Origin of the sequence: Stutzerimonas stutzeri (genome assembly GCF_038561965.1) — a bacterium.
GTDB lineage: Bacteria > Pseudomonadota > Gammaproteobacteria > Pseudomonadales > Pseudomonadaceae > Stutzerimonas > Stutzerimonas stutzeri_AA.
In genome coordinates this window covers 1,470,693-1,493,218 of sequence record NZ_CP139348.1, presented here as the reverse complement: position 1 = coordinate 1,493,218, position 22,526 = coordinate 1,470,693, and the positions used below count along the sequence as shown (strand labels likewise).

Sequence of the window (22,526 nt, the reverse complement as noted above, 5' to 3'; positions counted from 1 at the left end):
GACCGCTTGGACAACTTACAAGCTCATTCAAATGCCAATACGGAGAAACACCCAATGAAGCGCAGCCTGACCACCGCAGCCCTCGCGGCCGGGTTCATCCTCAGCAGCCAAGCCATGGCCAGCCCCATGCTCTGGCAGAACAACAGCCTGACCTATCTGTACGGCAAGGATTACAAGGTGGATGCCGGCGAAATCCAGCAGACCATTACCTTCGAACATGCCAGCGGCTGGACCTGGGGGGACATGTTCCTGTTCGTCGACAACAAGTGGTACAACGGCATTTCTGGCAGCGACGGCCATACCTATTACGGCGAGTTCAGCCCGCGCCTGTCGCTGGGCAAGATCACAGGTACTGACCTGTCCTTCGGCCCGATCAAGGACGTACTCATCTCGGCAACCTACGAGCGTGGGGAAAGCCAGGACGACGGTACGCCCAACCAGAACTACCTGCTCGGTCCAGCCGTGGACCTCGCCATTCCTGGCTTCGATCGCTTCGCCTTGAATACCTATTACCGCAAACCTGACGGGACCACCGGCAAGCCGGGCGGCCAGTGGCAGATCACCCCGACCTGGGCCATGACCTTCCCGGTAGGCAAATCGGACATCCTCTTCGACGGCTATATCGACTGGGTCGTCAACGACAAGAAGAACAGCAACACCGAGCTGAAGAAGAACTTCCACTTCAACCCGCAGATCAAGTACGACCTCGGCAAGGCGCTCGACTACACGCCCGGCAAGCTCTACGTCGGTATCGAGTACGACTACTGGTCGAACAAGTACGGCATCGAGGACGGCGGTTTCGTCAGCGAGAACTTCGTTGGCCCGACCGACCAGAACACCTTCAGCGCCATCGTCAAAGCGCATTTCTGACGCGCTCGCCGCCCGAATGCGCGGGCGGCGCTTGCCCTGCAAGAACGGCTGTTGATCCTGGCAAGCGCAACGGCTGTTCATGCAACAAAACTCGTGCAGAATCAGCCCGACTCGGTTCACCGCCTCCTCCTCTGGATTCGTGGCCTGGACCGTAGGGTGGGCTTCAGCCCACCGAAACCGATGACGGCTTCCAAAGCTGGGCTAACGCCCATACTGAAGGCCGGCCGCCAGCGCGCTAACGGATAGGGATCATGGACAAGAACAACGCACCGCAGCCGCTCTACACCGCACAAGGCAAACCCGCTGGCCGTATTCGCCAGAAGAATGAGGAATCCATACTCGCTGCCGCCGCCGAAGAGTTCGCCCGCTACGGCTTCAAAGGCACCAGCATGAATGCCATTGCCACCCGCGCAGGGCTGCCCAAGGCGAATGTGCATTACTACTTCAACAGCAAGCTCGGGCTGTACGTCGAAGTCATGCGCCACATCCTCGAACTCTGGGACACCGCCTTCGATGACATGACCGTAGACGACGACCCGGCCACCGCGCTGGCCGAGTACATCCGCATCAAGATGGAATTCTCGCGCCGTCATCCGCAGGCGTCGAAGATCTTCGCCATGGAGGTCATCAGCGGCTGTGAATGCCTGTCCGAGCATTTCAACAAGGACTACCGCAACTGGTTTCGCGGCCGTGCCGCCGTATTCGACGCCTGGATCGCCGCCGGCAAGATGGACCCCGTGGACCCGATGCACCTGATCTTCATGATCTGGAGCAGCACTCAGCACTACGCCGATTTTTCCGATCAGATCCGCCGCATCAACGGCAAACGCATGACCCGCGCAGACTTTTCCCAGGCCAGCGACAACCTGATCGCCATCATTCTTAAAGGCTGCGGACTAACACCGCCGCCAACCGCGGAGCGCTGACAGAGCGTGTCGCGCAAGCTGCGCATCCACTCGCCGGCCATCCATTACTTCGACATGGTGCGCCGCTGCCAGTCGATTCGCGAAGCGTCGCGGCGGCTGAACGTTGCCTCTTCGGCGGTGAACCGGCAGATTCTCAAGCTCGAAGACGAGATCGGCACGCCGCTGTTCGAACGTCTGCCCGGTGGGCTGCGACTGACCGCTGCCGGCGAGATCTTCGCCCGCCACGTCATCGTCGTACTGCAGGACGCCGAGCGCGTGCGCTCCGAACTGGATGCACTACAGGGCCTGCGCACCGGCCATGTGGAAATTGCCACCGTATCGGGCGTCACCACCGATCTATTGCCCGGCGTGCTGGAGCAACTGCGCGAGCGCTATCCACGGGTCACAGTGGGCGTCACCAGCCTCGGCTCGCAGGCAATTCCCGAAGCGGTCATCAGCGGTCAGGCGGACATCGGCCTGGCTTTTGCCCTGCCGCGCACCACCGATCTGCAGCAGCTGGGCGTCGGCCATTTCCGCCTGGGCGCCATCGTCAACCCGGCGCATCCGCTGGCCACGCGATCCGACGTCAGCTTCGCCACCTGCGCCGAATATCCGCTGATCCTCGCCAAGAGCGACCTTTCCATTCATCACCTGCTGGCACCGCTGCTGGCGCGTACTCGTCCGCGACACAAGGCGCCACTGGAAACCAGTTCGGTGGAGCTGGCCCTGCAGATGGCCAAGCGCGGCACCGGCGTCGCGTTCCAGACGCGCATCGGCATCGAGGCCGAACTCGCCAACGGCACGCTGGTGCATGTGCCGCTGAACGACAGCGGCTCGGTATTCAGCGACCTCGGCGTCTACGTGCGCAGCTCGCGCTACCTGCCGGTCGCAGTGGATGCGTTCGTCCGCGCGTTGAGTGAAGAGATCGCCGTTCGCGAAGCCGCGCAGAACGGCGCCGGCAGCAACGGGACGACAGCCGGCTGAACATCCGCAGCGGATATCGCTCTATTGAGCGAACCCAAACGCTCAGGAACGTCCCTTGAACGCCTCTCGATTGCTCGCAGTGCCGGCCGCCCTACTCCTTTCTCTGACCACCCTGTCATCGCTTGCGGCAGAAGGTACGCCGCTGGGCTGGGTGGAGCGCGGCCTGATCCTCCCGGAACAGGTCACGGTGAAATTCAAACTCGATACCGGGGCGCTGACGTCCTCCATGCACGCCGAGGACCTCGACTACTTCGAGAAGAACGGCGACAAGTGGGTCCGCTTCGATCTAGACCTCAAGGACGTCGAGCATGACAAGCTGGTCAAGTCGCGGATCGAACGCAAACTTCAGCGGGAGCTGACTGTTCGCGGCGCCGGCGGCAAGGAAGACCGACCTGTGGTGCTGATGAAGGTCTGCGTCGGTGATCGCCTGCTCGAAGAGGAGTTCTCGCTACGGGACCGGGACGAGATGCACTACCCGGTGCTGCTTGGTCGGCGGACCTTGGAAAAGCTCGGCCCGGTGGACTCGGCACGCACCTTCACCATCGAGCCCAATTGCTCCGAAGTAGCCAATCGCTGAGCAGGCGTTAACCCGACGTTACGAACAGCATCGCCTTGAGCCCGCTCTCGGGGCTGATGTCGGGAAACTCCGGCGGGTTCTCCAGACGCTGCTCGAAACGCAGCTGCGGCGCCTCGGCAGCCATGCCCTGGATCAGGAAGTCCGCGCCGATGTCCGGGTCATTCACACAGGCCAGCACCTGGCCGTCGGCGTTCAGCAATTCCGGCAGCTTACGCAGGATCTTCTGGTAGTCGCGGGTCAGGGCAAAGCTGCCCTTCTGGAAGGATGGCGGGTCGATGATGACCAGATCGTAAGGCCCGAGCTTTTTCACCTTGCCCCAGGATTTAAACAGCTCGTGGCCGAGAAAGCTGACCCGACTCAGATCGTGTCCATTGAGGCGATGGTTCTCCCGCCCACGGGTCAGGGCGGCACTGGCCATGTCCAGATTGACCACGTGCTCGGCGCCACCGGCAATCGCTGCGACGGAGAAGCCGCAGGTGTAGGCGAACAGGTTGAGCACCCGCTTGCCCTGCGCATGTTCCTGCACCCAGCGTCGGCCGTAGCGCATGTCGAGAAACAGACCGTTGTTCTGCTTGCGCCCGAGATCGAGCTTGTAGCGCAGGCCGTTCTCGCTGATCTGCCACTCGGCGGGCACATCGCCCAGCAACGCTTCGGTCGGCGCATCCGGCAGATAGCGATGCTGCAGCAGCAAGCGCTGCGCCTGGCTCTGCTGCCAGGCCGGGGATTCGGTCAGCGCCATAAGCATCTGCCCTAGCGCCGCCCGTTCCGCCTCGCCGGGATCACGAAACAGCGCCACCAGCAGCACGCCCTGCAGCCAGTCGACGGTCAGTTGTTCGAGCCCCGGATAGCAGCGGCCGCGGCCGTGAAACAACCGCCGCGTCTCGTCGGGCACGTTGGCCAAGGCGTCGAGCAGGTGATCTTGCAGAATGGAGAGGTGTTCGGGCGTCATGGCGGGCATCGTCGGCAGCGTGGCCGCGCATTCTAAACGCAGCCGCCGCCGACGCCAGGCTTCAGATATCCAGGCAGATCTTGCCAAAGTGCTGGTTGGTTTCCTGGTAGCGGAACGCCTCGACGATATCGTCCACCGCGAAGTGCTTGTCGATGACCGGGCGAATGCCGTTAGCGTCGATGGCGCGGATCATCTCCTGCTGCTGCGCGCGGCTGCCCACCAGCACACCCTGCAGACGCAACTGACGCACCAGCGCCGGCACCAGCGGCAGCTCGCCCGCCACGCCGGTGAGGATGCCGATGACAGCGATATGCCCGCCGATGCGCGCCGCCACCATCGACTGCTCCAGTGTCGCCGGGCCGCCCACCTCGATCACATGGTCGACGCCGCGGCCATCGGTAAGCTGGCGCACCGTTTCACCCCAGGCCGGCGTGCTGCGGTAGTTGATCAGATGATCGGCGCCCATCTCGCGCAGGCGCTCCAGCTTGGCATCGCTGGACGAGGTGGCGATGACCGTGGCGCCGGCCATCTTGGCGAACTGCAGGGCAAAGATGGAAACGCCGCCGGTGCCCTGGATCAGCACGCTGTCGCCGGGCTTGAGCTTGCCGTCGGCCATCAGCGCACGCCAGGCGGTTAGGCCGGCGGTGGTCAAGGTCGACGCCTCGGCATGGCTGTAGCCCTTGGGTGCATGGGTGAACGAGGTGGCGCGGGCGGTGACCATTTCCCGCGCGTAACCGTCGATGCCGTCGCCTGGCACGGTGGCAAAGCCTTCGATCAAAGGCTCACCGGCCAGCCAGTCGGGGAAGAAGGTACTGACCACTGCATCGCCGACCGCAAATTCGGTCACGCCTGCGCCCACCGCCAGCACTTCACCGGCACCATCGGCCATGGGAATGCGTGGCTCGCTCGGGCCCCACATGCCGCTCACTACCGCGAAGTCGTGATAGTTGAGCGAGTTGGCGCGCAGGCGCACGGTGATCTCACCGGCCCCTGGCGTGGCAGCCTCGCTGGTGCCGACGACGACCCGGTCGTAGCCGCCACCGGGCTGCACGAATATGGCTTTATGGCTCATGGAGTTCTCCTCTGCTAATGGAATGACCTGCATGGGAGCGGACGGCAACGACATCGTTCGACCTGCCAAAACCTGCTGCGCATCGCTGCATGAGCGCCGCTCGAATGCGCCACAGCATAGCCAATCCGCCATCGACATGGCTGCCGCGAACTTACGTCCTTTAGTACCGTCGAAAGCGCGTCCGACAATACCTACGGCTCGCCTGCAACTTGCCGTACACGATGATCCAGTGCCGTCCCGGAACCGCAACCCCATGCCCGAGCTTCGCCATCGCCCCCAACAGCTGACTTCTCCACGTCTGCGTGCAGCCATCGCCGTAGCCCTGCTGACCATCGCCACGCCCACCCTCGCCGCCCTGTCGGACAGTGAAATGGCTGCCCGTGATACCGAAAACAAGCGTCTGACCGCTGAACTGCTGGCAAAGCCGAACGAGCTGACTCAACCGCTGGAAAGCAAGTACAACCACATCATCACCTACGGCCAATCGCTCGCCTCCGCGGCCGAAGGCTGGCCGGCACTCTCGGTCGCACCGCGCTACGACAACCTGATGCTCGGCGATTCGCCACGTTCGGCCGCCTTCAGCGGTGCAACGTTCAAACCGGTGGGCGATGCCGCGTTCACCCCACTGCGGGCCGTGGTGCAACAGAAGAGCAACGCGGCAGTGCTGCTCGATACGGAAAAGGTCGCCAAACTTGACCCGAAGGCCCAGGAGGAAGGTGAATCTGTGGAAGTCGGCGCGCTGAACATGGCGCGGCGGCTGTATCTGCATCACCTGGGCCGCGATACCGATCCGGATCACCTGCTTGTCGCCAGCAATGCCTCAACCTCCGGCCGCTCCGTCGCCCAGCTTTCAAAAAGCGGCGGCACCAATGAATACCAGCGCGTGATCCAGGCAGTCGAACAGGCCAAGGCGCTCGCCGATGCCCAGCAAGAGAGTTACAGCATCAGCGCCTTCTTCTGGCTGCAAGGCGAATTCGACTATTCCCACACCAACGGCGGCAAGAACGACCAGGCCTACTACAAGGCCAAACTGCGCCAGTTGCGCGACGACCTCTACGCCGACACCGCCAAGGCCATCGCAGGTCAGGAAAAGATGCCGGCCTTCTTCAGCTACCAAACCGACGCCAAATCCTCGGTCAAGGATGGCTCGCTCGCCATCGGCATGGCGCAATGGGAACTGGCCGAGGAAGAACCCGGCTGGTACTTGGTCGGCCCGGTCTACCCGTACACCGACAAGGGCGTGCACCTGTCGGCAAACGGCTACCGCTGGTTCGGCCAGATGCTCGGCAAGGTCTATCACCACGTCGTCATCGAGCGAAAAGAGTGGGTGCCGCTGTCGCCGCGCCAGGCCACGGCCGAAGGCCGCGACGTGTTGATCGACTTCCACGTACCGCACCCACCATTGGCGTTCGACCAACCCTACATCGGTCACCAGGCCCGCGACGTGAAGGACAAGGGTTTCGTGCTGCGTGACGACCAAGGGGAAGTACCCATCGATGCAGTCGAAATCGCCGCCGATACCATTGTGCGCCTGCGTGCCGGACGCGACCTCAGCGGCCAGCCGCGCGTCAGCTACGCCAGCCACCAGGTCGGCGGCGCCGGCCAGCTACGTGACAGCGACCCCATGCGCGCCGACGCCACCTACGAATACCTGCCCGACCTGATGCCCGCCGAAGCCAACATCAAGGCACTGGTGCACCAGCCCTACCCGCTGCACAACTGGAGTATCGCGTTCGATATCGCCGCTGAAAAAGGCACGCCGACGGAACAGCCTGTCAGCGAGTAGCACCCAGGCGCCGGTCAGACCGGCGCTTCGATACCCAGCACGCGCATGCGGCGATACATCGTCGGTCGCGACACGCCAAGTTCGCGCGCGGCGGCGCTGACGTTCCAGCGATGACGGCGCAGCGTCTCGCGCAGCGCTGCCGCCGACTCGGGTTCGGCTGCGGCCGCCGATTGACGACAGCGCGCCAGAATCGGCGGCAGGCACTCGTCAGGCAGATCCTGCACGGTGATCTCGTCACCCTCACAAGTCGCCAGCGCGTATTGAAGTACGTTGCGCAGCTCGCGAATGTTGCCCGGCCAAGGATAGGCCAGCAGCGCACTCATGGCATCGCCACGCAGATGCGGATTGCCCGGCCGGCCCTCGGCGAGTTCGGCGAATACCCGCTCAATCAAAAAGCCTTTGTCGGCGCGCTCGCGCAGCGGCGGCAGCTTCAGCAACGCGCCGTTCAGGCGGTAAAACAGATCCTCACGGAACGCCCCCGCCTCGACCATCTGCCGCAGGTCGCGGTGGCTGGCGGCCACCACGCGGATATCCACCTTCACCGGTTTCTCGGCACCCAGCGGCATCACTTCCTGTTCGGCCAGCACACGCAACAAGCGGGTCTGCAGATGCAACGGCATGTCGCCGATCTCATCGAGGAACAGCGTGCCGCCATCGGCCTGCTGGATCAGCCCGCGCATACCCTTGCTGCGCGCCCCGGTAAAGGTGCCCGGGGCATAGCCGAACAGCTCGCTTTCGATCAGCGATTCGGGCATCGCACCGCAGTTGATCGCCACGAAAGGTTTGCTCCGCCGGCTGCCGCTTTCATGCAGTGCCTTGGCCAGCCGCTCTTTGCCGGTTCCGGTCTCGCCGTTGAGCAGCACGTTGAGTGGCTCGCTGCACAGGCGTCGGGCGCGCGCGAGCATCTTGCGCATGACTGGGTCGTCGTCGGCCAGCGCATCAAGCGCGGAGTGGCCACCGGGGACACTGCGTTCGACCGGTTCCGCCACCCGGCGGCGCGGCTCCATCAGCGCGGCGAAGAACAACTGGTGCCGATGGGTGCGAAACGCGCGGACCTGGTCGTGGCTGGCGTAGGGAATGCTCAGGACGTCAGCGAGCTCGCAATCGAACAATTGGTCAATCCGCGTCTGTCCCGCGTTACCAAAGAGCCCGGGCGTCATCAATCCATGCTCGGCGAGCAGACCGCGCGCAGCGGTGTTGCCGGCCAGCAGCTCGCCGTTGTCCCCCAGCGCCAGCAAATAGCGCCGGTTGATCACCACGAACTCACGGGAGCCGTCGAAACAGAGAATTGGCCGCTCGCGGTAAACCCGCATGAAGTAGGCGTCCTCGATCATCCGCGCGTACTGCTTGACCAGCTGCAGGGCGAAGGTCTGGGAGTCCTTGGTCGGCGGCGAATGCAGCGCCGAGATATCCAGTACCGCCAGTAACTGACCCTGCGGGTTGAACATGGGCACGGCGGTACAGGTGAGGTTGGTGTGCCAGACGCTGAAGTGATCGTGCTGGTGACAGGTGAGTGCCTGCTGTTCCTTGATGCAGGTGCCGACCGCGCAGGTACCCGCATGGTCCTCGCCCCAATCGGAACCGAGAAAAAGACCGGTCTTGCGATGCGACTTTTCATCCGCCGGGTCGCCGAGAAACTGCACCGCGATGCCGCGATTGTCGGTCAGCAGGATCACGTAGCCGAGTTCGGCAATCTGCCGGTAGAGGTGCTCCACGCCAGCACGGGCGACGTTGATCAATTCGTCGGCCTGGTCCTGATGCTCACGCAGGACCTGCCGGGGCACGTAACGGGCTTCGGCCGGGCGCGCCGGGTCCAGGCCGTAATCGTGCACACAGCGGCGCCATGAGCGCGCAATGATCGGGTCGCGATCACCTGGCAGATGCGGCGTGTGGGCGAGCGATAACACCGCGTCGATATGGCTGACAGGACCGGACAGCAGATTCATGCCTCCTCCTCGAAGGGCTCGCGCCAGACCGAACGCGGGCGACTCCAGCGAAACGCTTTATTGTTTTGCATTAAACGGAGGATAAACCATTGAACCGGACAGGCCAGCCTGAACTTTAGAAGCACTTTTACGATTCGCATTGTTATCTATGCACTGTAAAGGGCTTTACAGGTCTTTACAGGTGTAACGTGTATTCAGCGTTACACACCAACCAAACTCTCACTTACTCTTATAATAATTTCTTTTATTATCAACAATATAAGTTTAATTAATCGTTAAACTTAAAGTTGGCACGACACCTGCTCCCACTGTTTTGCGGAACAAACTCTACGCATAACAAGATCGCCAGCATTCCGATGCGCTTGGAACTGCCGGTAATAATCAGGAGTCATGTCATGCACGATTCAGCTCGCCCGCAGGGCACGCTAAACCGGCGACGTTTTCTTTCCATTTCCGGCCAGTCCTTGCTGGCACTCAGCCTGTCACAACTGATCCCGGTGAACCTGCTCGCCGAGGAACGCCTGCCAGACCTGCCCGACGGCCTGCTGCGCATGGGCCGCGACGTGTTTCCCCACGAGTTCATCAGCGACCACCACTACGTACTGCCCTTGCTCGGCCTGGTGGATGAACAGCCAGCCCTGGTCGCTCGCGGCCTGGACGAACTGCAGCAGCAGGCGCGTCAGTCCCATGGCTCGCCATTCGAACAGCTCGATGAGGCCGAGCGCGTGGCCCTGCTGACCGAGATCGAAAACACCCCCTTCTTCAAGGCCGTGCGCAGCAGCCTGATGTTCGGCCTGTACGACAACAAGGCGCTGTTTCCACTGTTCGGCTACGAGGGTTCGTCCTGGGAATACGGCGGCTACGTCAACCGCGGCTTCGACGACCTGAACTGGCTCTAAGCGCCATCGCCAACGAAACAACAACAAGAACAAGATGAGGAACATCTCCATGGCAACTTTTGCCCAGGACGACGATGGCGTCGTGGTGATCATCGGCTCCGGTGCCGGCGGCGGGACGCTCGCGAACGCGCTGGCCAAGCAGAAGATTCGCAGCGTGGTGCTGGAGGCCGGCAAGCGCCACACGCTGGAGGACATCGAGAACGACGAGTGGGCGATGTTCAAGAAGATCTCCTGGCTCGACAAACGCCAGGCCGCCGGTGGCTGGCACCTGGCCGAGAACAACCCGACCCTGCCCGCCTGGATCGTCAAGGGCGTCGGCGGCAGCACGGTGCATTGGGCCGGCATCGCCCTGCGCTTTCGTGACTTCGAATTCAAGATGCAGAGCATCAATGGCGACATCGCCGGCGCCAACCTGCTCGACTGGCCGGTGACGCTGGACGAGATGGCGCCCTGGTACGAGAAGGCCGAGAAGCACATGGGTGTGACCGGGCCAAGCACCGGCATGGCTTATCACCCGTGGCACAACTCCTTCAAGGTACTGGCCACCGGCGCCAAGCGGGTCGGCTACAAGGAGATCCTCTCCGGGCCGATGGCGATCAACACCGAGCCCTACGATGACCGTGCCGCCTGCCAGCAGCTTGGCTTCTGCATGCAGGGCTGCAAGATGGGCGCGAAGTGGTCGACGCTCTACACCGACATCCCCCGCGCCGAGGCCAGCGGCTACTGCGAAGTGCGCCCGCAGTCGATGGTGCTGCGCATCGAGCATGACGCCAAGGGCCGCGCCAGTGCCGTGGTCTATGCCGACGCCGAGGGCAGCATTCAGCGGCAGAAGGCCCGGGTGGTCTGCGTGGCGGGCAACTCCATCGAGTCGCCGCGGCTGTTGCTCAACTCCGCCTCGGCGATGTTCCCAGACGGGCTGGCCAACTCCTCCGGCCAGGTCGGGCGCAACTACATGACCCACACCACCGCCGGCATCTTCGCGGTGATGCCCAAGCCGGTGAACATGCACCGCGGCACTACCTGCGCCGGCGTCATCTCCGACGAATCCTACAACGACCCGTCGCGCGGCTTCGTCGGCGGCTATCGCCTGGAAATCCTCGCCCTCGGCCTGCCCTTCCTCTCCGCCTTCCTCGACCCCACGCCCAAGGGTTGGGGCCGTCAGTTCACCTCGCGGATGGAGAAGTACAACCACTTGTCCGGGGTCTGGCTGTGCGGCGAAGACCTGCCGCTGGAAAACAACCGCATCACTCTGCACGGCAGCGAGAAGGACCAGTACGGCCTGCCGATTCCGGTGGTGACCAAGAGCGATCACCCAATGGATGCCGCCATGCGCAAACACGGCGTCGCCGCCACGGCGAAGTGCTACGAGGCCGCCGACGCCACCGACATCATCGAGCTGCCGCCCTACCCCGCCAGCCACAACATGGGCACCAACCGCATGAGTGCTAAAGCGCGTGACGGCGTGGTGAACAAGTGGGGCCAGAGCCACGACATTCCTAACCTTTTCGTTTCCGATGGCAGCCAGTTCACTACCAGCGGCGGCCAGAACCCCACCCTCACCATCGTCGCGCTGGCACTGCGCCAGGCCGAGCAGATCGGCCGTCTGCTCAACGAACGTGCGATCTGACCCGCCACTACAAGGGAGTCCACCCATGACCCAGCCCAACAACTCGCAGCGCCTGTGGATGTACGAGCAGATGCTGACCAGCCGCTACATGGAGGAATCCATCGAGCGCATCTACATGGAAGGCAAGACGCCGGTGTTCAACATGGCCAAGGGGCCGATCCCAGGCGAAATGCACCTTTCCAATGGCCAGGAGCCCTGCGCCGTGGGCGTCTGCGCCCACCTCGAGGCTGCGGACATCGTCACCGCCACCCACCGCCCGCACCACATCGCCGTGGCCAAGGGCGTCGACCTCAACGAGATGATGGCCGAGATCTTCGGCAAGGCCACCGGCCTGTCTGGCGGCCGCGGCGGGCACATGCACCTGTTCGATGGCCGGGTGAATTTCTCCTGCTCGGGGATTATCGCCGAGGGCATGGGCCCAGCGGTCGGCGCGGCGCTGTCGCGGCAGATGCAGGGCAAGCCCGGCGTGGCCGTCTCCTTTATCGGCGAGGGCGCGGCCAACCAGGGTGCCTTCCACGAAACGCTGAACCTCGCGGCGCTGTGGAAGCTGCCGGTGGTGTTCGTCATCGAGGACAACGCCTGGGGCATCTCGGTGGCCAAGGCCAGCGCCACCTGCATCGCGCAGCACCACGTGCGCGCGGCGGCCTACGGCATGCCTGGCGTGTTCGTCGAGAACAACGACCCGGACGGCGTGTTCCGCGCCGCCGGCGAAGCCATCGAGCGCGCCCGTGCCGGTGGCGGCCCGACCCTCATCGAGATCGAGACCTACCGCCTGGCCGGCCACTTCATGGGCGACGGCGAAACCTACCGCCCCGAGGGCGAGAAGGACAGCCTGATGAAAAAGGACCCGATTCCCGGCTACCGCCAGCGCCTGCTCGATGAAGGCGTGCTGAGCGAGGCGCAGGCCGAAGACATCGCGGCACGTGCCCGCGGCCGCATCGACGAAGCCGTGCAGTTCGCCCGCGAAAGCCCCTACCCCCGTCCAGAAGAGGCGATGGAAAAGGTGTTCGTGTAACGCACGCGGCCACCACGGCCCCGAAAGGAGCGAGCTTGCTCGCGAACACAGCCCCCAGCAGAACAACAAGAGGAACACCCCCATGAATAGCCAAGCCACCATGACCGCCGCCGTCTGGCACGGCCGCAAGGACATTCGCCTGGAACAGGTTCCACTGCCCGGCGCGCCGCAACCGGGTTGGGTACAGATTCGCGTGCACTGGTGCGGAATCTGTGGCTCCGATCTGCACGAATATCTCGCCGGCCCGGTGTTCATTCCGGTGGATGCGCCGCACCCGCTCACCGGCATCAAGGGCCAATGCATCCTCGGCCACGAGTTCTGCGGCGAGATCGTCGCCCTGGGCGACGGTGTGGAGGGCTACGCCGCGGGCGACAAGGTCGCCGCCGATGCCTGCCAGCATTGCGGGCAGTGCCGCTTCTGCAAGACCGGGCAGTACAACCTCTGCGAGCAGCTGGCCTTCACCGGGTTGATGAACAACGGCGCCTTCGCCGAATTGGTCAACGTGCCGGCCGAGCTGCTCTACCGCCTGCCGGAGGGCTTTCCAATGGAAGCCGGCGCGCTGATCGAGCCACTGGCGGTTGGCATGCACGCGGTGAAGAAGGCCGGCAGCCTGCTCGGCGAGACGGTGGTGGTAGTCGGCGCCGGCACCATCGGCCTGTGCACCATCATGTGCGCCAAGGCCGCCGGCGCAGGCCAGGTGATCGCCCTGGAAATGTCCGCCGCACGCAAGGCCAAGGCGCTAGAAGTTGGTGCCAACCGGGTCATCGACCCCAGCGAGTGCGACGCCCTGGCCGAAATCAAGGCGCTCACCGGCGGTTACGGCGCTGCCGTGTCATTCGAGTGCATTGGTCACAAGTCCACCGCCAAGCTGGCCATCGACGTCATTCGCAAGGCCGGCCGCTGCGTGATGATCGGCATCTTCGAAGAACCTTCGGAGTTCAACTTCTTCGAGATCGTCGCCACCGAGAAACAAGTGATCGGCTCGCTCGCCTATGCCGGCGAATTCGCCGATGTCATCGCCCTGATCGACGACGGGCGCATCGACGTCACGCCGCTGATCACCGGCCGCATCGGCCTGGACAACATCCTCGAACAAGGCTTCGAGGAGTTGGCCAACCACAAGGACCGCAACGTCAAGATCATCGTCAGCCCCGGCGCGCTGGCCGGCTGAGCAGGAGAACCCCATGACCACAGCAGTAAAAGAAAGAAAGCTAACCGTGGCCCGCGCCATGGCCGAAGCCGTGGCGCAGGAAATGCGCCAGGACCCGAAGGTGTTCGTGATGGGCGAGGACATCGGCCAGCTCGGCGGCGTGTTCGGCAACACCCGTGGGCTGTATGACGAGTTCGGCAAGACGCGCATCCGCGACACGCCGATCTCCGAGACCGCCTTCATCGGTGCCGCCGTGGGCGCCGCCTCGGACGGCATGCGGCCCATCGTCGAGCTGATGTTCGTCGACTTCTTCGGTGTCTGCATGGACGCCATCTACAACCTGATGGCCAAAAACACCTACTTCTCCGGCGGCAAGGTGCCGGTGCCCATGGTGCTGATGGCCTCCACCGGCGCCGGCTACTCGGACGCCGCCCAGCACTCGCAATGCCTCTACGGCACCTTCGCCCACCTGCCGGGCATGAAGGTGGTGGTGCCGAGCAATGCCTATGACGCCAAGGGTCTGATGACCGCGGCGATTCGCGACGACAACCCGGTGGTCTACCTCTTCCACAAGTCACTGCAGGGCATGGGCTGGTTGGGCACCGAGAAAGGCGCCACGGTGCCGGTGCCAGAAGAGCCCTACATCGTCGAGATCGGCAAGGCCAAGACGGTACGTGAAGGCAGTGATGTCAGCCTGGTCAGCCTCGGTGCCGGCGTACACCACGCTCTGCGCGCGGCTGCGCAGCTGGAGAAGGGCGGCATCAGTGCCGAGGTCATCGACCTGCGCAGCCTGGTGCCGCTGGACCGCGAGCACGTCATCGCTTCGGTCCGCAAAACCGGCCGGCTGATCGTGATCGACGAGGACTACCACAGCTTCGGCGTCAGCGGCGAGATCATCGCCAGCGTCGTCGAGCACGACATCGGCATGCTCAAGGCGCGCCCGCAGCGGGTGGCATTCCCCGACATCCCCATCCCCTTCACCCCGGTCATGGAGCAGTGGGCGCTGCCCAACGCGGACAAGATCGTGGCCGCCTACCACGCCATGCATAAGGAATGACGTTTATGAGTACCCCCATCGTGATTGCAGACGACCTCTGGGAAGGCGACGCCGAAGCGGTGATCACCTCCTGGCTAGTCAGCGACGGCGCCGAAGTGGCCGCCGGTGACCTGGTCGCCGAGGTCATGTCGGAAAAGGCCCAGTTCGAGATCGAAGCGCCGGCTGCCGGCGTGCTGAAGATCATCGAAGAAGAAGACGCGGTGATCGCCAAGGGTGCGGTCATCGGCCAGGTGGATTAGCCATGACTCGACTGGAGATCCTGCCCGAGCGCGCGCCCGAACGGGTGCCGCTCAAGGGCATGCGTAAGATGATCGCGGCGAAGATGCACGAAAGCCTGCAGACCACCGCGCAGCTGACCCACCACGCCGAATGCCGGCTGGATGCGCTGAAAACCCGTCGCGCCGAGCTGAAGGCCGAGGGCAGCGCGGTGTCCGTGCAGGACCTGTTGCTGCTCAAGGTGATCGAGACGCTGCAGGCCCATCCCGGGCTCAATGCCACGCTGGAGGACGAGGTGATTCACCAGCACGCGGCGGTGCACCTGGGTCTCGCCATTCCGCTGCCGGGCGATCTGCTGGTCGCCCCGGCGCTGTTCGACGCCGAACAGCTGGACGGCGAAAGCCTGTGCCTGGCGCGCAAGGCGCTGGTAGACAAAGCCCTGGCCGGCAAGCTGTCGGTCAAGGAACTGACCGGCGCCACCTTCACCGTCTCCAACCTGGGGCTGTCGCGGGTGCACCACTTCACGCCAATCCTCAATCCGCCACAGGTGGCGATCCTGGGTGTCGGCGGCATTCAGCGGCGGCTGGAACTCGGGCCCAGCGGCGAACTGGTGGAAGTCGAGTGGATGGGCCTGTCGCTGACCTTCGACCATCGCGCCGTCAACGGCTCGCCCGCGGCGGAGTTTCTCGATGATCTGTGCCGGCGTATCGAGGAGTACGCGGCATGAACGGCATCGCCCGGTTCAGCGTGGGCGCCGGCCTGAATGCCGAGCGGGCCTTGTTGCAGCGCGTCTGCGACGGCCTGTTCGACTGCCAGCTGCTGCTTTGGCGCCCCACCGGCCAGGCGCTGGTGATGCCCGGTAGCTTCGAGCGCCGGCCCGGTCTCGCCCTGGCCAGCCAACGCTGCGCGGCCCAGGGCTGGCCGATCCTGCTGCGCGACACCGGCGGCGAGCCGGTGCCGCAATCATCGGCGGTGCTAAATATCGCCCTGGCCTGCGCCCTGCCGGCCGGTGACGAGGTCGGTAAGCGCATCGACATCGCCTATGAACGGCTGCTCGAACCCCTGGCGCTGTGGCTGGCGGAGAACGGCCTCAAGGCCGGTGTGGGCGCGGTGCAGGGTGCATTCTGCGACGGCCGCTTCAACCTCACCCTGGAGGGCCGCAAGCTGGCCGGCACCGCCCAACGCTGGCGGCGCAGCCGTGACGGTCGCCCGGTGGTGCTGGCGCATGCCGCGCTGCTGATCGAAGACTGGCGCGAGCCGATGGCCGACGTGGTGAACCGCTTCTATCACGCCTGCGCCAGCGACCTGCGCTGCCAGGCCGAAAGCCATCTGGCGCTCGCCGAGCGGCTGGCCGATGCCTGGGCAACCGCCACAACCCTGCCCGAGTGCTACCAGCGCGTCCTCGCCTGGCAGGGCCTGGAACTCGGCGCCCGCGCCAGCGCCTATCCGCCCGAAGGCCTCGCCGCCGGACGGCACTCCCCCTTGCTTTGAATAACAACAACCCGGCAGGCAATTCGGCCCGCCATGCATCGGAGGAAACACCATGAGGCATCCCACCCCGCCCCAAGGCAGCCTGTCCAGCCAGCGCGATATACAGCAACTCTCTGCGAAGCGTTACCGCAGCGGCGCAACCACCACTAACGCTGGAAACTAACGCGCAAACAAACCAGACCTGTAGTTATTGCAGTTTAAATAACAAACCTGAAAAGCAGTGATATACGCGCACGTCATGTTGCCCGCTATTACAGAGCGCAACATAGGAAGTCGTTTTTACAAATAAAACAAATATCAGAAGAGTTTTAGCAGCGGACGCTCGTTTAAGGAATGCCTGAAACGAGAAACAACCCCATACAAGGAAATAATAAAAATGAAATTCAAACAGTCGAGTTTAAGGGTACAGATAATCATGGCGGCCTCGCTTCTTGCGGTCACGCCACTGCATGCATCAGACAGAGTCATTACCGACAAGGAATTGTCTGACGAGTCGAACACCAGCGATTGGCTGGCTTACGGGCGGACACACTCCGAACAGCGATTCAGCCCCCTCAAAGACATCAACGTAGAGAACGTCAGCGGGCTCAAGCCTGAATGGTACGCGCCGCTGCCGGATCGCTCCGATATCGTCGGAACACCTTTGGTTGTCGATGGCGTCATGTATTACGTTGGTGAAATGAACAAAACACGTGCGTTCGATGCACGCACGGGCAAGATGCTTTGGGAATATGATCCAAAAGTTTCCAAAGAGATTATCGACAACAACATGAAGAAGGTTTTCTGGAGCCATAACCGCGGCCTTTCAACCTATGGTGACAAGCTATTCATCGCCACCTGGGACGGTCGTCTGATTGCGATCTCCAGAAAAGACGGCAAGGAAGTTTGGCAGACCCGAACCTTCGATCACGACCAGCCGTTGAATATTACAGGTCATCCCAAGGCCTTCGATGGCAAGGTATTTGTAGGCAATGGCGGAACAGAACTTGGCCCGATGCGCGGTTATGTCACCGCTTATGACACTGAAACGGGCAAACAGGTTTGGCGTTTTTATATCGTTCCTGGCAATCCCGCAGATGGGTTCGAGGACGCCGCTCAGGAAACGGCCGCTAAAACCTGGACTGGCCGGTGGTGGGAAAACGGCGGCGGTGGTAATGCCTGGCATGGCTGGACGTATGACGAGAAATACAACCAGCTTATCTTTGGTACCGGTAACGGTGGGCCATGGAATATCAAGATTCGTAGCCCAGAGGGTGGCGATAACCTGTTCCTGTGTTCTGTCGTAGCCGTAGACGCGGATACAGGCGAATACAAATGGCACGTCCAGACTGCACCAGGCGACACCTGGGACTACAACTCGAACATGGACATCGTGCTGGCCGATTTAAAAATTGATGGCAAAGATGTCGATGCTGTATTGCATGCGCCGAAGAACGGCTTCTTCTATACGATCGACCGCTCAAACGGCAAGGTTCTGTCTGCTGAAAAATTCACAGATGCTAACTGGTCAACCAAGTACGACCTAAAAGAACAGCGCCACATTGTTGCGGATGACGCTAGATATCCTGACGGCGAGAAAAATATCTATCCATCGGCATTTGGCGCTCACTCATGGCATGCAATGTCTTATAACCCCGAGTTAAATCTTGCATTTATCCCAACCAACCATTTAGGTAACACTTTCAAGGACGACGGCAAAGACACGAAGCCCGGTCATAAAATGGCGAGCCACAAACTCTACCTGGGGCTGACCGGCTGGGAACTTACCAAAGATCCACATGAATCACGGGGCTCCCTGCAGGCTTGGGACCCGGTCAAGAACAAGCGTGTATGGCAAGTAAATCAAAAGAGCCCGTGGGGTGCTGGAACGTTGACTACGGCCGGCAACCTGGTTTTCCAAGGCCAGCCTGATGGCATGTTCAACGCTTACGACGCTCGTACCGGAAAGGTCCTTTGGTCCTATGACGTGGGCCTGGGTATCTCTGCGCCACCGATTACCTACAAGCTGGATGGCAAGCAGATGATTGCCCTTCTAGTGGGCCCTGGTGGTGCATTAGCCTCCAACTTCGGCGGCTCCGGTGAACTGGGCTTTGAAAGCCATGGCTGGAAATACGGTGCCCATGAGCGCCGGATCATGACGTTCTCCCTTGATGGGAAAGCGGTTGTTCCTGAACAGCCTGCACCGCAGCTCGCCAAGCCGATTATCGATGAGAAGTTTGAAGTCGATGCCAAAAAGGCAGAGGCCGGCGCGGGTGTCTTTGCGGAAAACCTCTGTGTTGGCTGTCATGGCGCCGGAGCTGTAGCGGGTATGAAAGCACCCGATCTGCGGGAGTCGCCGATATTGCTCAAAGGCAGTGAAAAGGCGTTTGAGAGTGTTGTGCGCGGTGGCGCGTTACTTGCCAACGGCATGCCTAAGTTTCCAGATTTGTCAGATGCAGAGCTGGAAAACATTCGCCATTTTGTTCGTCGGCAAGCGCGCGATGGTGTGAAGTCGGGCGGCGGACATTAAGCCGGCAACGGTCAATCGCCAACTCAACACTTGAACCAGTAACGCCTACATAGCCAGGCGTTACCACTGAGCAGAAACGCACGCGAATACCGTGAATGCCCACAGGCATTGCGGCTAACGGTATTCGCTGCACCCCGCATCGTTACATCCCAAGGATTAGAACAATGACAACAAGCCTGCGCTTCGGCAGCGGCGTTCTCGCCGCCTGCCTGTTCACTTCTGCCCACGCGGCCGAGTATTCACCCGATCAGTTCCTCTTCGGCGACTGGAACGGCAGCCGTACCCGTCTGCATGAGGCCGGCGTTGACCTGCAGATCACCTACGTCAACGAGCTGGCCTGGAACACCCAGGGCGGCGATGACCACACCGGCACCTACTCCGATCAGCTGATGTTCGATGCCGCGCTAGACCTGGAGAAACTGCTGGGCTGGTCCGGCGCCGGATTCCGCTTCAGCGTGGTCAACCGCAACGGCGAGAACCTCAACGCCGAGGCCGACCTCGGCGTCCTGCTGCAACCCCAGGAAATTCACGGCTACGGAAGCGTCACCCGACTGGTGCAGTTCTATTACCAGCAAGCACTGCTGGACGACCGCCTGCTGGTCAAGCTCGGCCGCCTGCCCATGAGCGGCGAGATATTCCCCTTCGCCTGCCCGTTTCAGAACCTCGGCTTCTGCGGCACGGTGCCCGGCTACATCACGCCCAACTGGTTCACCTGGCCGATCAGCCAATGGGGCGCCACCGCGCGTTACCAGCTGGACGCAGAGTGGTCGCTGCAGACCGCGCTTTATCAGGTCAACCCGCGTTTCACCGAGCGCGAGCAGGGCCTGAATTTCGGCAGCCCGTCCGGCACCACCGGCTACCACGCAGTCGCTGAACTGGGCTGGACGCCGACCTTCTCCGGTCAACCCGGCGCCTATCGCCTGGGCCTCTGGCGCAATACCGGCGACTTCGCGGACATCTACCGTGACGCTGCCGGCCGGCCGATGGCGCTTTCCGGCGCGCCAGCCGCCGAACACGACCAAGCCACTGGCGGCTACCTGATGGCCGAACAACAGCTTTGGCAGAGCAGCGCGGTGGCCGAACGTCGGTTGAAGCTGTTCGCCAACTTCATCCAGTCCGACCCGGACGTGACCTATATCGAGCGCATCTGGCAGGTTGGCGGCATCCTCTCCGCCCCCTTCGCTTCGCGCCCGAATGACGAGCTCGGCCTGGGCCTCGGCCGCCTGGAAATCAACGACGACGCCCGCAAGCACCTGCGCGAACAGGGCGAGCCGGTGCCTGACGTGGAATACCCCGCCGAACTCTACTACCGCGTCGCCCTGACGCCGGCCATCTCGCTGACGCCGAACGTCCAGTACTTCCACCGGCCAGGCGGGCTCGACGAGGCGCGAGACGTCGTGGTCGTCGGGCTGAAGACGGTGGTCAGTTTCTGAGCAGCAAATAAGAAAAGGCGACCTGGACGGAAGACCGGTCGCCCGAACCGTTGCCGTCGTCGATCTGACCGGCGGCACTTTCTGGAGCTAAAACGAACACTAGGTTAAGAAAACTTATTTTCATAAGCTGCGCTATATCACGATCCCAATCCTGGTAACACTAAGCTTGCGCCAAGACCAATCAATGCCGCACCAATAACCCGATCAACAATGTGCTGCTTTCTCAGTATGCGTCTACGCATGGCTTCAGCGGAAAAGAATACCGCCACTAAGCTAAACCAAACGAAGTGAGACAACGACATGAATAAACCGTAAGCAAAATTAACGAATGGAGAGCTATCCGCTCGCACGACCTGACTATAAGCTGCCACCACAAAAAACATCGTTTTAGGATTGAGCGCATTAGTGAAAAAACCAGTCCGAAACGCCCCCCAAGCTGTAGGTTCGCGTCCGTCAGCTTTCCCTATCGTGAAGGCTCCAGAATTCGTTAACGACCTGACACCTAAATAAATCAGGTAGCCGGCGCCGAGCGACTTCATACCCAGGAACAATATGGGTGAACTGGTGATTATCACGGCAATCCCGAATACCGTGTAAAAGACATGAACTTGCACACCACACGCAATACCTAGCGCAGCCGTCAAGCCATTCTTCCGCCCGAACGAATAACTGTTGCGAGTTACCATGGCAAAGTCGGGACCTGGACTGATTACAGCTAGAACGGTGATAGCGGCAACCGCGAGCAATTCACTCATGCGAATCCTCTGAGAACCCGAGATGCGTGGCGATCGTCAGTTCGGTGCCGCCCGCGAGGCAGTTTCACGACATCCGGTTGGACAGAAGGGAGAATAGTTTTATTTTGTGCTACTTTTTCGCGCAGATCACCGATCTTTGACGACGTGGCTTGGGGCTGAGGGTGAAACATGAAAGCATTTTGCAAATCGCTACGTCGGTCGTTCATAGGTCCTCCTGATGGGCATACCACCGCTTTGGCTCAAGTGGCTGCTGCAATCTTGCGGACCTTAAAGCAATTAAAAAAACGATTTATCGTTTCTGATATCTGTGAGAAAACGTCGTCTATATGAATTTACCTCCGCTAGCTTCGTTCCGGTTTTTCACTGTTGCAGCCAAAACTCAGAGCTTCGTCAAAGCAGCTGAGCAACTGCACGTAACTCACGGCGCCGTTAGTCGTCAGGTGCGGCTGCTGGAGGATGCTATCGGGGTCGAGTTATTTGATCGGCGTAACAGGGCAATATTTCTCAACCAGGCAGGCCAACTCCTTCTTAACGTGACAGCACCCCTGTTCGATCAGCTGGAAGATGTGGTTTATCGATTGCAGCGGGAAGGTCGGGAAGACGTCCTTGTGCTTTCCTGTGAGCCCACCATCGCCATGAAGTGGCTGATCCCTCGACTACCTGCTTTTCATGAAGCGCATCCGAACCTGCAAATCCAATTATTGGCCGCCGGCGGGCCGATTGATTTCGCCCGCTCAGGGGCTGATCTCGCAATCCGCCGCGATGACTTTCACTGGGGCAATTCTGTTCATAGCGTGAAAATTTGCGAAGAGTGGATCGGGCCGGTTTGTACGCCGCCGAATACTCCCGACAAGAAACGGCTAGACAAATTAAGTCTGTTACACAGCAAGACTCGCCCGATGGCATGGGATAATTGGCTACGCCTTACGGGAGTGGATCTCTCTGGCTCTATAAAGGTCGACTATGAGCATTTCTACCTGTCCATTCAGGCGGCGACGTCAGGATTAGGAGTGGGCATGGCGTCCCTATTTATGGTTCAAGCCGAACTGGAGTCCGGCCAGCTAGTCGCGCCGTATGGCTTTATTAGAGACGGTTCAACATATTGCCTTTTATCACCCAATGCTTTTGATGAAAGTTCCAAGCGCAATATATTCAAGAGCTGGATAACGGAACAACTTGATCACTACATTGAGCTTATGGGTGGTGAGCTGCCGCCAACAGCTAACTCGACGAGCAGCCCACATCCCGCGGTATTTTCTTATAGGCCATAACTCGGAATGCTGAC

The 22,526-nt window shown here is 61.6% G+C and carries 20 protein-coding genes; 16 read left to right on the top strand and 4 right to left on the bottom strand.

Annotated features, from left to right (window positions below; genetic code table 11):
* The first annotated feature begins 54 nt into the window (after positions 1-54).
* From SM130_RS06765 to SM130_RS06750, 4 genes are all read left to right on the top strand, one after another.
* Positions 55-870, top strand: a complete 816-nt coding sequence (locus tag SM130_RS06765) for an outer membrane protein OmpK (RefSeq protein WP_102823360.1) — start codon at positions 55-57, stop codon at positions 868-870.
* Between the two features lie 251 nt (positions 871-1,121).
* Positions 1,122-1,796 (top strand): TetR/AcrR family transcriptional regulator, encoded by a 675-nt coding sequence (locus SM130_RS06760; RefSeq protein WP_102823359.1) that lies wholly within the window; start codon positions 1,122-1,124, stop codon positions 1,794-1,796.
* Positions 1,797-1,802: 6 nt separating this feature from the next.
* Positions 1,803-2,759 carry a LysR family transcriptional regulator gene (locus SM130_RS06755; protein ID WP_102823358.1) on the top strand — a complete coding sequence of 319 codons (957 nt, stop codon included), beginning with the start codon at positions 1,803-1,805 and terminating at the stop codon, positions 2,757-2,759.
* 55 nt (positions 2,760-2,814) lie between these two features.
* On the top strand, positions 2,815-3,336 hold the full coding sequence (locus tag SM130_RS06750; protein ID WP_102823357.1) for an ATP-dependent zinc protease family protein: 522 nt from the start codon (positions 2,815-2,817) through the stop codon (positions 3,334-3,336).
* Between the two features lie 7 nt (positions 3,337-3,343).
* On the opposite strand, the gene SM130_RS06745 is transcribed toward SM130_RS06750, so the two are convergent.
* Together SM130_RS06745 and SM130_RS06740 are read right to left on the bottom strand one after the other, a co-directional pair.
* Entirely contained in the window at positions 3,344-4,285 is a 942-nt protein-coding gene (locus tag SM130_RS06745) for a class I SAM-dependent methyltransferase (RefSeq protein WP_102823356.1), read from the bottom strand.
* A gap of 61 nt (positions 4,286-4,346) precedes the next feature.
* Positions 4,347-5,357, bottom strand: a complete 1,011-nt coding sequence (locus tag SM130_RS06740) for a zinc-dependent alcohol dehydrogenase family protein (protein WP_102823355.1) — start codon at positions 5,355-5,357, stop codon at positions 4,347-4,349.
* Between the two features lie 253 nt (positions 5,358-5,610).
* Between SM130_RS06740 and SM130_RS06735 the strand changes: the two genes are divergently transcribed.
* Positions 5,611-7,143: a phosphate ABC transporter substrate-binding protein gene (locus SM130_RS06735; RefSeq protein ID WP_102823354.1), complete on the top strand. Its 1,533-nt coding sequence runs from the start codon at positions 5,611-5,613 to the stop codon at positions 7,141-7,143.
* A gap of 14 nt (positions 7,144-7,157) precedes the next feature.
* Here SM130_RS06735 and SM130_RS06730 read toward each other — a convergent pair whose 3' ends face one another.
* Complete coding sequence (locus SM130_RS06730; RefSeq protein WP_102823353.1) at positions 7,158-9,089, bottom strand: sigma-54-dependent Fis family transcriptional regulator; 1,932 nt, start codon at positions 9,087-9,089, stop codon at positions 7,158-7,160.
* A 395-nt stretch (positions 9,090-9,484) separates the two neighbouring features.
* Here SM130_RS06730 and SM130_RS06725 point away from each other — a divergent pair, with 395 nt between their 5' ends.
* From SM130_RS06725 to SM130_RS06680, 10 genes are all read left to right on the top strand, one after another.
* On the top strand, positions 9,485-9,988 hold the full coding sequence (locus SM130_RS06725; protein ID WP_102823352.1) for a gluconate 2-dehydrogenase subunit 3 family protein: 504 nt from the start codon (positions 9,485-9,487) through the stop codon (positions 9,986-9,988).
* 49 nt (positions 9,989-10,037) lie between these two features.
* A complete protein-coding gene (locus SM130_RS06720) occupies positions 10,038-11,615 on the top strand; it encodes a GMC family oxidoreductase (RefSeq protein ID WP_102823351.1) in 1,578 nt (525 codons plus the stop codon).
* 25 nt (positions 11,616-11,640) lie between these two features.
* Positions 11,641-12,630 (top strand): thiamine pyrophosphate-dependent dehydrogenase E1 component subunit alpha, encoded by a 990-nt coding sequence (locus SM130_RS06715; RefSeq protein ID WP_102823350.1) that lies wholly within the window; start codon positions 11,641-11,643, stop codon positions 12,628-12,630.
* 100 nt (positions 12,631-12,730) lie between these two features.
* Positions 12,731-13,801 (top strand): 2,3-butanediol dehydrogenase, encoded by a 1,071-nt coding sequence (locus SM130_RS06710; protein WP_102823869.1) that lies wholly within the window; start codon positions 12,731-12,733, stop codon positions 13,799-13,801.
* A gap of 13 nt (positions 13,802-13,814) precedes the next feature.
* Positions 13,815-14,837 carry an alpha-ketoacid dehydrogenase subunit beta gene (locus SM130_RS06705; protein WP_102823349.1) on the top strand — a complete coding sequence of 341 codons (1,023 nt, stop codon included), beginning with the start codon at positions 13,815-13,817 and terminating at the stop codon, positions 14,835-14,837.
* Between the two features lie 5 nt (positions 14,838-14,842).
* Positions 14,843-15,076, top strand: a complete 234-nt coding sequence (locus tag SM130_RS06700) for a lipoyl domain-containing protein (protein ID WP_102823348.1) — start codon at positions 14,843-14,845, stop codon at positions 15,074-15,076.
* 2 nt (positions 15,077-15,078) lie between these two features.
* A complete protein-coding gene (locus SM130_RS06695; RefSeq protein ID WP_102823347.1) occupies positions 15,079-15,780 on the top strand; it encodes a 2-oxo acid dehydrogenase subunit E2 in 702 nt (233 codons plus the stop codon).
* On the top strand, positions 15,777-16,544 hold the full coding sequence (locus SM130_RS06690; protein WP_102823346.1) for a lipoate--protein ligase family protein: 768 nt from the start codon (positions 15,777-15,779) through the stop codon (positions 16,542-16,544). Before SM130_RS06695 ends, SM130_RS06690 begins: the two co-directional genes overlap by 4 nt.
* 376 nt (positions 16,545-16,920) lie before the next feature.
* Positions 16,921-19,053 carry a PQQ-dependent dehydrogenase, methanol/ethanol family gene (locus tag SM130_RS06685; RefSeq protein WP_102823345.1) on the top strand — a complete coding sequence of 711 codons (2,133 nt, stop codon included), beginning with the start codon at positions 16,921-16,923 and terminating at the stop codon, positions 19,051-19,053.
* Positions 19,054-19,217: 164 nt separating this feature from the next.
* Entirely contained in the window at positions 19,218-20,486 is a 1,269-nt protein-coding gene (locus SM130_RS06680; RefSeq protein ID WP_102823344.1) for a carbohydrate porin, read from the top strand.
* A 137-nt stretch (positions 20,487-20,623) separates the two neighbouring features.
* On the opposite strand, the gene SM130_RS06675 is transcribed toward SM130_RS06680, so the two are convergent.
* Positions 20,624-21,241 (bottom strand): LysE family translocator, encoded by a 618-nt coding sequence (locus SM130_RS06675; RefSeq protein WP_102823343.1) that lies wholly within the window; start codon positions 21,239-21,241, stop codon positions 20,624-20,626.
* A 326-nt stretch (positions 21,242-21,567) separates the two neighbouring features.
* On the opposite strand from SM130_RS06675, the gene SM130_RS06670 reads away from it, so the two are divergent.
* Positions 21,568-22,512 carry a LysR substrate-binding domain-containing protein gene (locus SM130_RS06670; protein ID WP_102823342.1) on the top strand — a complete coding sequence of 315 codons (945 nt, stop codon included), beginning with the start codon at positions 21,568-21,570 and terminating at the stop codon, positions 22,510-22,512.
* Positions 22,513-22,526: the final 14 nt, after the last annotated feature.